Source organism: Parasphingorhabdus sp. JC815 (assembly GCF_040717415.1).
In the GTDB taxonomy this organism is placed as follows: domain Bacteria; phylum Pseudomonadota; class Alphaproteobacteria; order Sphingomonadales; family Sphingomonadaceae; genus Parasphingorhabdus.
Window position 1 is genome coordinate 794,839 of the sequence record NZ_JBFEFM010000001.1, and the last position, 12,803, is coordinate 807,641.

Annotated in this window: 10 protein-coding genes; 7 read left to right on the plus strand and 3 right to left on the minus strand. The window is 50.9% G+C overall.

Annotation, left to right across the window (positions count from 1 at the left end):
• The first annotated feature begins 154 nt into the window (after positions 1-154).
• The 3 genes from plsY (at position 155) to topA (ending at position 4,677) form a co-directional block, all read left to right on the plus strand.
• Complete coding sequence (plsY, locus tag AB1K62_RS03840; RefSeq protein WP_367001385.1) at positions 155-748, plus strand: glycerol-3-phosphate 1-O-acyltransferase PlsY; 594 nt, start codon at positions 155-157, stop codon at positions 746-748.
• A gap of 62 nt (positions 749-810) precedes the next feature.
• On the plus strand, positions 811-1,932 hold the full coding sequence (gene dprA / locus AB1K62_RS03845; RefSeq protein ID WP_367001387.1) for a DNA-processing protein DprA: 1,122 nt from the start codon (positions 811-813) through the stop codon (positions 1,930-1,932).
• A 129-nt stretch (positions 1,933-2,061) separates the two neighbouring features.
• Positions 2,062-4,677: a type I DNA topoisomerase gene (topA, locus tag AB1K62_RS03850; protein WP_367001388.1), complete on the plus strand. Its 2,616-nt coding sequence runs from the start codon at positions 2,062-2,064 to the stop codon at positions 4,675-4,677.
• A 37-nt stretch (positions 4,678-4,714) separates the two neighbouring features.
• Here the strand turns inward: topA and era are convergent, their stop codons facing one another.
• From era to lepB, 3 genes are read right to left on the minus strand one after another with little or no spacing between them, the layout of a single operon-like run.
• Entirely contained in the window at positions 4,715-5,623 is a 909-nt protein-coding gene (era, locus tag AB1K62_RS03855) for a GTPase Era (RefSeq protein ID WP_367001390.1), read from the minus strand.
• Positions 5,620-6,288 carry a ribonuclease III gene (gene rnc, locus AB1K62_RS03860; RefSeq protein ID WP_367001392.1) on the minus strand — a complete coding sequence of 223 codons (669 nt, stop codon included), beginning with the start codon at positions 6,286-6,288 and terminating at the stop codon, positions 5,620-5,622. Before rnc ends, era begins: the two co-directional genes overlap by 4 nt.
• Positions 6,281-7,087, minus strand: coding sequence for a signal peptidase I (gene lepB / locus AB1K62_RS03865; RefSeq protein WP_367001394.1), 807 nt, complete (start codon positions 7,085-7,087; stop codon positions 6,281-6,283). Before lepB ends, rnc begins: the two co-directional genes overlap by 8 nt.
• 156 nt (positions 7,088-7,243) lie before the next feature.
• On the opposite strand from lepB, the gene pgi reads away from it, so the two are divergent.
• The 4 genes from pgi to AB1K62_RS03885 all read left to right on the plus strand — a co-directional run bounded on the left by pgi (position 7,244) and on the right by AB1K62_RS03885 (position 12,791).
• Positions 7,244-8,737 (plus strand): glucose-6-phosphate isomerase, encoded by a 1,494-nt coding sequence (gene pgi, locus AB1K62_RS03870; RefSeq protein WP_367001395.1) that lies wholly within the window; start codon positions 7,244-7,246, stop codon positions 8,735-8,737.
• A 17-nt stretch (positions 8,738-8,754) separates the two neighbouring features.
• Complete coding sequence (gor, locus tag AB1K62_RS03875) at positions 8,755-10,101, plus strand: glutathione-disulfide reductase (protein WP_367001396.1); 1,347 nt, start codon at positions 8,755-8,757, stop codon at positions 10,099-10,101.
• A 208-nt stretch (positions 10,102-10,309) separates the two neighbouring features.
• Positions 10,310-11,836 (plus strand): acyl-CoA carboxylase subunit beta, encoded by a 1,527-nt coding sequence (locus tag AB1K62_RS03880; protein WP_367001397.1) that lies wholly within the window; start codon positions 10,310-10,312, stop codon positions 11,834-11,836.
• Between the two features lie 10 nt (positions 11,837-11,846).
• Complete coding sequence (locus tag AB1K62_RS03885; RefSeq protein WP_367001398.1) at positions 11,847-12,791, plus strand: DUF808 domain-containing protein; 945 nt, start codon at positions 11,847-11,849, stop codon at positions 12,789-12,791.
• Positions 12,792-12,803 lie beyond the last annotated feature (12 nt).

Below are 12,803 nucleotides of genomic sequence, written 5' to 3' on the forward strand. Positions count from 1 at the left end.
TTAAATTGGCAAGGCGCGTTCAGCAACTATCTTGATTTAGTTTGCAACTGTTTTGTTGTCCGTATGTTTATCTGTTGGTGATTGTTAGGATTTTCATTGCGCGAATGATGCGTTAGAGATAGCTCTCCGGTGGATTTATAAGGAAATTGATATAATGCAATCCATCTGGATTGAACCAATTTTGGCAGTATTTTTTGGCTATATGCTGGGGTCAGTTCCGTTTGGTTTACTGCTTACGCGGATTACAGGCGGTGGTGATCTGCGTAAAATGGGCTCAGGGAATATCGGTGCGACCAATGTGCTGCGGACCGGAAACAAGGCTATAGCCGCACTGACGTTATTGCTCGATGTCGGCAAAGGCGCGGTGGCAGTTCTGATTGCCGCCAAAGTTGACAGCGGGCTGGCCGTACTAGCCGGTATGGGCGCGTTTCTTGGGCATCTTTATCCCGTTTGGCTCAGGTTTGCGGGGGGCAAAGGGGTTGCGACCCTGCTTGGTATAGTTACCGCACTGGCACCTGTTCTGGGGCTGGTCTTTGCCATTACATGGCTGATCGTCCTAGCAATTTTCAGATTCTCGTCGGTTGCCGGAATGTTGGCTGCGGTTTCCGTACCACTGACGACCCTCATCATGGGGGATTATTCGTCCACGCCGATGTTCGTCGGTTTTGCGTTACTTGTAATCTGGAAGCATCGCGCTAATATCGAGCGGCTGATGGCGGGTGAAGAGCCCAAAGTCGGCGCATCCTGATTGCCATTCCACTGCCTGAATCCACCCGTTTCACAGGCCATAACCGTTAAACGGCACCTATCATGAAAGAATATTTTGACAGATTGAGGCTGATTCGATCCGCGAATATCGGCCCGGTCAGCTATGTTCAGCTTATTCGACGCTATGGCTCAGCAGGAAACGCGCTGGACATGCTCCCCGAACTCGCCGCGAGAGGGGGCGGCAGAGCACCCCGGATATCCGATGCAGATACGGTGTGGCGCGAAATTGAAAAAGTCGAGAAGCTCGGCGCAAAATATCTGTTTATGGACGATCCGGATTACCCGTATCTCCTTGCGGAACTTGGCAACGCTCCGCCTGCGTTAATTTATCGCGGCAATCTTTCTTTGCTCAGCCACCCGACGGTCGCCATCGTCGGTGCGCGTAATGCCTCTGCCGCTGCCTGCCGATTTGCAAGGGATATTGCCAACGCGCTGGCCGGCGAAGGCGTGTCGGTTGTTTCCGGTCTGGCGCGCGGCATTGATACTGCAGCACATCAAGGGTCGCTAAACCGTTCTGCAATCGCCGTTATCGCAGGCGGAACAGATGTATATTTCCCGCCAGAAAATCAGCAGTTGCAAGAGAAAATAGCGTCTGATGGTCTGTTACTGTCGGAACAACCACCCGGAACGGAACCCAGAGCGCGCCACTTCCCTTATCGCAACCGGATTATCGCCGGCCTTTCGCAAGGCACCGTGGTCGTTGAGGCCGCTCCTAAATCCGGATCGCTGATCACCGCTCGTCTGGCCGCAGAAGCCGGACGACATGTGATGGCCGTCCCCGGTTCTCCGCTTGATCCACGTTCACGGGGATGCAACGGATTGATCCGTGAGGGCGCAATACTCGTCCAGTCCGCCGATGATATCATTGAGTTGATCGGGCATTTTGATGACCGTGCAGCGGGAGCAAACATCCCTTATGATTTATTTGATAGTCCAACTGCCTCTCCAAAATTAAAGGAAAATCCGCCCGGTAATGATATAAATATTGATGATTCTGCCCGGCAATCTTTAGCCGGTTTATTAAGCATGACGCCCGTATCGGTGGACGAATTGGTCCGGCAATCCGCATTGCCCGCCGCATCGGTTCAAATGATGTTGCTGGAGTTGGAACTGGCAGGCAAGCTATCCCGCCACGCCGGAGCGCGCGTAGGGTTAACCGGTTGATCAAGGCTGGCCGGTTGAATTCCCCTGTAATTAGCCTAAATGGCAATTTCGTCGATCAAGTGCTTGACGAATGTCCCATCTGTGTCACAGCCTCGCGTGTATACGTGAGACAAATGAAAATCGGAAAATATGCAATTAGTAATCGTTGAGTCACCCGCCAAGGCGAAAACAATCGAAAAATATCTGGGATCGGATTTCAAGGTCTTGGCCTCTTATGGCCATATCCGTGACTTGCCTCCCAAAGACGGCTCGGTTGATCCTGATGATGGTTTCGCCATGGTGTGGCAGCCCTATACGGACAAAAGCAAACAGCTAAAGGCAATTACCGATCTGTCGAAAAAAGCCTCGCGCCTGATCCTCGCAACTGACCCTGACCGCGAAGGGGAGGCGATTAGCTGGCATGTACAGGAAGTGTTGCGGAAGAAGAAAGCTCTGCCGGATGAGGTGGATCGCGTCACGTTTAACGCGATTACCAAGGCGGCGGTGACACAGGCCATGGCCAATCCCCGCGCATTGGATGATAACCTGATCGACGCGTATCGTGCGCGTCGCGCACTGGATTATCTGGTTGGATTTACGCTTTCTCCGGTGTTGTGGCGCAAATTGCCCGGCGCGAAATCGGCCGGCCGGGTACAATCCGTGTCCTTGCGTCTGATCGTCGAGCGTGAGCATGAAATTGAAATATTCAAACCGGAAGAATATTGGTCTGTAGCGGCGCAAATGGAGCAGGGCGGCCAATCATTTGAAGCGCGTCTGACCATTCATCAGGGCAAGAAGCTCGGCAAGATGGACCTGCCAGATGAAGCAGCAGCTATGGCCGCCAAATCTGCGGTTGAAAACGGCCTGTTCACAATTGAAACGGTTGAGACAAAACCGCTAACGCGCAATCCTCCACCGCCCTTCACCACATCAACCCTGCAACAGGAAGCCGCTCGTAAACTAGGCTATTCAGCCAGTCACACCATGCGTATCGCACAGCAGCTTTATGAAGATGGCGCGATCACCTATATGCGTACCGACGGGGTCCAGATGGACGACAGCGCCATATCGGAAGCGCGTAAAGCCATTTCCGACCGCTATGACGCCAGCTATGTTCCGGACAAGCCGCGAGTCTATAAATCAAAAGCCAAAAACGCACAGGAAGCCCATGAAGCCATCCGGCCCACCAGCTTTACCCGTGATAGCGCAGGTAGCGGCGATCATGCCAAATTATACAGTTTGATCCTGAAGCGTGCGATGGCCAGCCAAATGGCCGCGGCCCGTCTGGAACGGACAACAATTGAAATGCGCGACGGCACGGGCCAAACCGGCCTTCGGGCAACGGGTCAGGTTGTTAAATTCCCCGGCTTTCTTGCGCTTTATGAAGAAGGCCGTGACGATAATAATGACGAAGACAGCGGCTTGTTACCGGCAATGTCGAAAGGCGACAGCCCGGCGAAAAAATCGGTCGAAGCTAACCAGCATTTCACACAGCCGCCACCCCGCTACAGTGAAGCCAGTCTGGTTAAAAAAATGGAAGAACTGGGCATTGGCCGTCCATCGACTTATGCGTCGATCATTAAAACCCTCAAGGACCGTGCCTATGTACGGACCGAAGGAAACCGTTTCTTTGCAGAGGAAAGTGGGCGGCTTTTAATAGGGTTTCTCGAAAGATTTTTTGAACGATATGTCGCCTATGATTATACGGCCGGTCTTGAAGAAGAGCTGGATGATGTCAGTGATGGCCGCGCGCAATGGCAAAAGGTGCTCAAAGCATTCTGGCAGGATTTCAAACCCAAAACAGCCGAAGTCATGGAGCGTTTGCCGTCCGAAGTAACCGCGGAACTGGATACTTTCCTCAAAGATTATCTCTTCCCGGAAAAAGAAGACGGAAGCGACCCGCGTCTTTGCCCACGTTGTAATGAAGGAAAGCTGGCCCTGCGTGGTGGACGTTTTGGTGCCTTTGTGGCCTGTTCCAACTATCCCGAATGTAAGTTTACCCGCCGCTTTGCCCAAGGCGGCGGCGCTAATGCCGATGCGGATGAAGGCCCGGAAGACTTGGGCATCGATCCGGATACGGATGAAAAGGTCACGAAAATGGTTGGCCGCTTTGGCCCCTATGTCCAGCGCGGCGAGGGCAAGGAAGCCAAAAGATCCTCCATTCCCAAAGATGTCCCTAAGGAAGAATTTGGTCTGGAATGGGCTTTGAAACTGCTCTCTCTTCCCCGTGAAGTCGGAAAACATCCGGAAACGGGTAAGGAAGTCACTGCACAAATTGGTCGTTATGGTCCCTATTTGAGTCATGACGGAAAATCCGCAAGCCTCGAAAATACCATGGAAGTCTTTGAAATTGGTATGAACGCGGCTGTTGCGAAACTCGCTGACGCTGCCAAAAATGGCAAAGGCGGACGCAAAAGTGCTGAACCCCTGAAAATCTTGGGCAAACATCCTCGGACCGATGAAGAGATCAAGCTGATGGATGGCCGCTACGGGCCTTATGTTACCGACGGCATAACCAATGCGTCCTTGCCCAAAACGGTAGATAAGGATGAGCTGACTCTGGAAGAAGCAGCGCAGTTGATTGATGATCGCGCCGCTAAGGGTCCGGCCAAGAAGCGCAAGAAAAAGGCTGCTCCGAAGAAAAAACCTGCTGCCAAGAAGAAGCCGGCAGCAAAGAAAACCGCTACTAAGAAACCTGCTGCAAAAAAACCGGCGGCAAAGAAAGCTGCGACCAAAAAAGTGACTGCCAGCAAAGAAGCGGAGTAAGATGTATCGCTCTCCCCCGTGAGGGGGAGGGCGCCCCCTATTTAACCCAATCCAGTCCCATGTCCTGATACAGGCTTTTGTCTTCATCCCAATTCGCGCTGACTTTAACGTGGAGATAGAGATGGACTGTCTTGCCCAATATCCGGGATAATTCCGCGCGGGCCTTTGCGCCTATGTCTTTAATCTGGTGCCCGCCTTTGCCAAGGATGATGGCGCGCTGGCTGGATTTCTCGACCAATATCTGTTGATGGATTTCGATCGACCCGTCGGGGCGCTCCTTATATTGTTCCATCGCAATCGCGGTTGCATAAGGCAGTTCGGCGTGGAGCTGACGAAACACTTGTTCGCGAGTGATTTCTGCGGCCAATATGCGTTCGCTGGCGTCGGAAACCTGATCTTCGGGGAAATGCCATGGTCCTTCCGGCATAGCGCCGACCAGATAAGCCTTTAATTCTTCCAGTCCGTCACCCGTTTTGGCGCTGATAAAAAATGTTTCGTCGAAAGCCGACAAATCATTCAGCTTGGCCGCATGGTTTAGCAATTTATCCTTTGCCGCGATATCGACCTTGTTCAGTACGAGGATGATTTTTTCTTCACGATGCTTCACACGTTCGATGATGGATGTGACTTTGGGGCCAAGTCCGGCGCGCGCATCAACAAGAAAAACGATAACGTCAGCGTCTTCCGCGCCGTCCCATGCGGCGGAAACCATCGCCCGGTCAAGCCGGCGGCGCGGTTCAAAAATACCGGGCGTATCGACCAGCAAAAGCTGCACATCATCCTCGATCGCAATGCCAAGCAACCGCGTGCGCGTTGTTTGCGGTTTTGAACTGGTGATGGCGACTTTCTGACCGACCAAGGCGTTGATCAGCGTGGATTTCCCGGCATTGGGCGCGCCGATTAACGCCACTACGCCGCATTTTGGGAGGGCATGTTTATCTGTCATGTGAATTTTTCCAGAAAAAGTTTCGCGGCTGTTGTCTCGGCCGTCCGTATGGAGGATGCGGTGGCTTCGACTTCGCCTACCTGACTAACAGCAACCTTGATCGTAAAACGCAAATCATGGTCCGGACCGTTTTTTTCAACCAGTTCGTAAACCGGCATCTTGCGGTTATGGGAAGCGGCCCATTCTTGTAGCGCGGATTTGGGGTGGCGAATATCCTGCGCCATACCTGAGATGCGGTCACTCCAGTGCTTCAAGATAAATTGCTTGGCCGTTTCCATCCCGAGATCAAGGTAAACCGCCCCTATTAACGATTCCATCACATCGCCCAGCACCTTTGTGCTTTGGCGCGCTCCGTCATCCCGTGCCTGTTTGCCAAGACGCAAATGGTTGGAAACACCTATAGCGCGGGCAATTTCCGCGCAAACCTTGCCAGATACCAGACTGTTCAGCCGCTGGGACAAAATACCTTCCGGCTCATCGGGAAACTGATCATAAAGATGCGCCGCAATGGTGAATCCCAGAACACGGTCGCCTAAAAACTCAAGCCGTTGATAATCGCCGTCGCCAAAACTGCCATGGGTAAAGGCGCGGATATATAATGTTTCATTCTCGGGCTTTCGTCCGGTCAGCTCGGTTAACCAGTCAAGAAATTCCGTCTTAATCAAAACTCTCTCCAATCCGGTTCCATCGCGTTGCGCTAAACCATGTCCATGGCTTGATCCACTCCGCGGAACCGTCAGTCGAGAATACGGACACCAGCGCACGGCCTACCAGATTTTCCTGTGGCACCATACCAATTGCTTTTCCGTCTTCTGCCGGGAAGCGGCTGTCTGCACTGCGGTCCCGGTTATCGCCCATCATGAACAAATGTCCGTCCGGTACAACATAACTTTGGGTATTATCACCTTCAGACGCTTCATTCACGTCCAATACTTTGTAACTTCTACCATTGGGCAGGGTTTCTTCAAACTGGGGATAGCGGCAAATCCGTTCACCATCTTTGTTCGTTGTTTCAAAATAATCGGCATAACAGGGGCTGTTGGGCGAAACCCGATGTGTATAATCTTCAATCTTTTTGCGTTCAATGGCAGTACCGTTAAGAAATACAACGCCGTTGGTGATTTTTATAATATCGCCGGGCAAGCCAATAACCCGCTTGATATAGTCATCTTTCGCACTGGGCGGCGCTTTGAACACAACCACATCGCCGCGCTCCGGCTCATTGGCTAAAATCCTTCCGGGAATGACCGGAACACTGAACGGCATGCTATATTTGGAATAGCCATAGGGCCATTTTGCTACGAGCAGATAATCACCAACCATCAGCCGCGGCTGCATGGATTCCGAGGGAATATTGAACGGTGACATAATGAAGCTGCGTAAAATAATGACAAAAAACGCCAATTTTACGAGGAATATCATGAAATCAGCGGTTTCGGACCGCTTTGGGCTATTATCTTTCATCGCGCCCCTTTGCTTATATTGGTCCGCGCGGTCAAGAGACAGTATGTTTCGGTAAAATCCAATAATTCAGCCTTGTTCGCCCGATACACGCAGGATAGAGCAATAATCGAAACAGGCCGTGTATCAATCATATATATTACAGGAAAGAAACCAGCTTTGGATCACTGGAATGCGATAGAAACCCATATTGAAACGCCCATAAGAGCGTTATTTGATGCCAATGACGATCGGACAAAACAATTAGGTTTTGAACAATCCGGAATATATTTCGACTTTTCTAAAACCCATATGGAAAATGTCTTGCTGGAAAAATTCCTTCGTCTGGCTGAGCATCAGGATCTGGCTGGCCAGATAATGGCGCTCACCACTGGTGCTATTGTCAATTCCAGCGAGAATCGCCCTGCGGAACATACTGCTGAAAGGGGCATGGGCGCACAGTCAAGCGTTGAACATGCCAATATGTTGAGAATCCGCATGCAGGCTTTGATCCAGGCCATTGATGCAGGGGCGCTGGGTGAAATTGAATATATTATCCATCTTGGCATAGGCGGATCGGCATTGGGGCCTGAACTGTTGCTGGAGGCGTTGAAAATTGGCGATGAGGAATATCAAACGGCGGTCATCTCAAATATTGACGGTTGTGCATTGGAGCCGGTTTTAGAGCGGTTTGATGCACATAAAACCCTGATAGTTATTGCATCCAAAAGTTTCACGACTGCCGAGACATTTCTTAACGCACATTCGGTGATAGACTGGATGCGCGAACAGGGGGTTTCCGATCCGTTTGGCAAAATCGTGGCGTTGACCGCCATGCCGGAAAAAGCGCTGGAATGGGGCATTGATGAAACCCGTATTCTGCCTTTTTCAGAAACTATTGGCGGGCGATATTCTTTATGGTCATCCATTGGTTTTAGCGCGGCTCTAACCCTTGGCATCGATGTTTTTGACGATCTGTTAGCCGGAGCTGCAGAAATGGACCAGCATTTCCAATCCGCTTCATTTGATCAGAATATTCCGGTTATAGCCGCATTTTGCGACCAATATTATAATCAGGCCCGCGGATGTGAAGCACGCGCGATATTTGCCTATGACGAGCGGCTGCGCTTATTGCCCAAATATGTGCAACAACTGGAAATGGAAAGTAACGGCAAATCGGTTCTGGTGGACGGAAAGCCGTTAAACCGGCACAGTAGCCCGGTTATATGGGGCGGAACCGGGACCGATGCCCAACACGCTGTGTTTCAGCTTCTGCATCAGGGAACCCGGATAATGCCGGTTGAATTTCTCGCCGTGATCGAACCGGGACACTCATTGGGTGAAGATCATCACCGGGGCCTTTTACTAAATTGCTTTGCCCAAGCGGCTGCGCTGATGACAGGTCAGCCATCCGATGACGGTAATCGAAATTATCCGGGAGACAAACCGTCAGTCACTATATTATTAGATGATCTTGACGGACGGAAGCTGGGCGCGCTTCTCGCTTTTTACGAGCACCGGACTTTCGTCAACGCGATGCTTTTGGGCATCAACCCTTTTGACCAATTTGGCGTGGAGTTGGGCAAAGAAACGGCCACCGCGCTGTTGCAAGGGGGAGGAGCCGAAATGGACCCTTCAACCGAACTTTTAAAAAACCGGGCGTTTCATGCCTGAGTGATTGAGGAATATACATGTCGAAATATGATTATGACCTGTTTGTCATTGGAGCTGGATCGGGCGGAGTAAGAGCTGCACGGGTATCGTCTTCCTATGGCGCGAAAGTCGCAATTGCCGAAGAATATCGTGTTGGCGGAACCTGTGTTATCCGTGGTTGTGTGCCCAAAAAACTGTTGGTTTATGGCTCCCATTTCTCTGAAGAACTGGAAGACGGAAAGAATTTTGGCTGGACTTGGGAAAACCCGAAGTTTGACTGGATCAAGCTGCGCGATCATATTTTGTCTGATGTTGACCGGCTAAACAATGCTTACACAGATACGCTGAACAGCCACGATGTTGAAATTATACTGGAGCGCGCTGAAATTGTCGGCCCGCATGAAATAAAGCTGGCTAGTGGAAAGACAGTCACTGCAAAATATATATTGGTTGCAGTTGGCGCATGGCCGGCGGTTGCCGAATTTCCTGGCAGTGAACATATGCTGACTTCCAACGATATGTTCCATCTGGAAAATCTACCGGAGACAGTCATTGTTTCTGGCGGCGGCTATATAGCCAATGAATTTGCCGGTATATTTAATGGCTTGGGCAGTAATGTTACTCTCGTTAATCGTTCAGATGTCATATTACGCGGCTATGACGAAAGCCTGAGAGATCGGTTGATCCAGATTTCCACGGCAAAGGGCATAAATATCAAACTCAATTGCACTTTCGACAAGATTGAAAAACGCGACGATGGCGCTTTGGATGTTTATATGAACGGCGATAATCCTGTCCGTGCCGATGTTGTTCTTGCCGCCACGGGCCGTCGACCGAAAACCGACGGTCTTGGGCTTGAAAATGCTGGCGTTGAAACAAATGATTATGGCGCGATCAAGGTGGACGAATATAGCCGGACCAATGTTGATAGCATCTATGCGGTTGGCGATGTCACGGACCGGGTGCAATTAACGCCAGTGGCAATCCGTGAAGGGCAGGCATTTGCCGAAACTGTGTTCAATGACACACCTAAAACAGTAGATTATGACTGTATTCCCTCGGCTGTATTCTCTCAACCCCCGATTGCTTCGGTTGGTTTAACCGAAAGCGAAGCACGGAAAAAATATGGCGATGTCAAAATCTATTCGTCCGATTTTCGCGCAATGCGTAATGTATTTGCCGATCGACCGGAGCGCAGCCTCTATAAAATGATCGTCGAAGTGACTAGCGAGAAAATACTGGGCTTGCATATGATTGGTCCGGATGCTCCTGAGATTCTTCAAGCTGCTGCGGTTGCGGTTAAAGCCGGACTGACGAAACAGGCGTTTGATGATACCATTGCCCTGCATCCCAGCATGGCGGAAGAACTGGTGCTGTTGAAATAGGGTTCATCCCGTCCGGGCGCATAAGTCCGGACGGGATAGACTTCGAATAACATCGCGGAGCGGTGACGCTACGACTTAGGTTAGTTGTGGAGTGGTTTCAAAATAAACTTAATCAGGCAATTAATTTTTATTGACGATTGCACTTTCTCCGCTCCATTGGCAAAGGACTTCGAAACCTAACCAATATCCAATCACCCATGGGGGATACATGCAGACGATTATCGAGCAACTTGAAGCCAAACGTGCAGAGGCTCATCTCGGCGGCGGACAAAAGCGGATCGACGCGCAGCATGCCAAAGGCAAGCTCACAGCGCGTGAGCGGATTGAAGTATTACTCGACGAAGGATCGTTCGAAGAGATAGACACCTATGTCGAGCATAACTGTGTCGATTTTGGAATGGCGGAAACCCATATACCTGGTGACGGTGTTGTCACCGGCTCCGGCACGATCAATGGCCGTCTGGTTTTCGTATTTAGTCAGGACTTTACCGTTTTCGGTGGTTCGCTTTCCGAGCGTCATGCAGAAAAAATCTGCAAAATACTGGACAATGCAATGAAGGTCGGCGCACCTGTTATCGGCATTAACGACAGCGGCGGCGCACGGATTCAAGAGGGTGTGGCCTCGCTTGGCGGCTATGCGGATGTTTTCCAGCGCAATGTTCTGGCCAGCGGCGTTATTCCGCAGCTTAGCCTTATCATGGGACCTTGTGCTGGCGGCGCGGTCTATTCACCGGCGATGACGGACTTCATCTTCATGGTGAAGGATAGTAGCTATATGTTTGTAACCGGCCCGGATGTGGTCAAAACCGTGACGAACGAAATTGTAACGCAAGAAGAGCTGGGCGGCGCAGTTACCCATACCACCAAAACCAGCGTTGCCGATGTGGCTTACGAAAATGACATTGAAGCGTTGTTAGCGGCGCGTGATTTTATTGACTATATGCCGCTTAGCAACCGTGAAGAAGTACCGGAACGGCCAACTGCTGATCCATGGGACCGTCTTGAGGATAGCCTTGATACTTTGATTCCGGCCAATGCCAATCAACCTTATGATATGCACGAAGTCATTCGTAAAATGGTTGATGAAGGCGATTTTTTTGAAATTCAGCCCGCTCATGCAGCCAATATTATTTGTGGTTTTGGACGGATTGAAGGGCAGACCATAGGGGTTGTGGCCAACCAGCCCATGGTTCTGGCGGGTTGTCTGGATATCAACGCTTCCAAAAAAGCTGCGCGATTTGTGCGCTATTGTGATGCATTTAATATTCCGATTGTGACGCTGGTCGATGTTCCCGGATTTCTGCCCGGCACGTCACAGGAACATAACGGCATTATCAAACATGGCGCAAAGCTGCTCTTTGCCTATGCCGAAGCTACCGTTCCAAAAATTACGATCATCACCCGCAAAGCCTATGGCGGCGCTTATGACGTTATGGCATCCAAGCACTTACGCGGCGATCTGAACTATGCATGGCCTACCGCTGAAATTGCAGTGATGGGCGCAAAAGGAGCGGTGGAAATTATCTTCCGTGGGCGGACAGAGGAAGAGATTGCAATCCAGACCAAGGAATATGAAGACCGTTTTGCCAATCCGTTTGTCGCGGCGCAAAAAGGCTTTATCGACGAAGTAATCATGCCGCACGCAACGCGTCGGCGGGTATCTTTGGGTTTACGGAAACTGCGGAACAAGCAGCTCGAAAACCCGTGGAAAAAGCATGACAATATTCCGTTGTAGAACTTAGAAAATGCCAACTGGATTAGTAGCTCTTTTGGACGACGTGGCGGCGATTGCCAAAGTCGCAGCCGCATCGGTTGACGATATTGGCGCTGCGGCTTCACGCGCCGGAGCAAAAACGGCTGGAGTCGTGATTGACGATGCGGCAGTGACACCACGTTATGTCACGGGATTCAGCCCTGCACGCGAGCTACCCATAATTGGAAAAATTGCCACGGGTTCGGTCAGGAACAAGCTGATATTTTTGCTCCCTGCTGCGGTTTTGCTGGGCCAGTTTGCACCCTTTCTGATCCCTGTCATATTGATTTTTGGCGGTTTGTTCCTGTGTTACGAGGCCGCGGAAAAGGTGCTAGAACTCTTCCGCATTGATGAAACGACCAAACAGGACACTCCTGTCATCAATAATGGTGAGGGGCGTGAAGACAAAATGGTGTCCGGAGCTATTCGCACGGACCTTATTCTGTCAGCGGAGATTATGGCGATCGCCTTGTCGGAAGTCACCGGGGAAGTCTGGTGGCAGCAGGTTATAATACTTGCCCTGATCGGCATTGTTATCACAGTCGCGGTTTATGGCACGGTTGCGCTAATCGTCAAAATGGATGATATCGGCTTGCATCTCGCAAAGGAAAATGACGGACTTATTGAATCCTTTGGCCGTGGTCTGGTCTCGTTTATGCCCAAGCTGCTTTCTGCGCTATCAATTGTCGGAACTCTCGCCATGGCATGGGTCGGTGGAGGCTTGCTCGTTCATAGTGTCGCAAAATTGGGATGGCACGGCCCAGAACATCTGATCGAGATTATTTCCGCGCCTATCGCGGCCATAGGGCCGGAATCGATGGCAGGCTTTTTGGACTGGACTTTTTTTGCAATATTGTGCGGAGTTTTGGGCATAGTTATCGGCTCAGTCCTCGTGCCGCTTGTCCATAAATTCATGCCACATGGTGCAGCGCATTGAGGCGTAGTAACC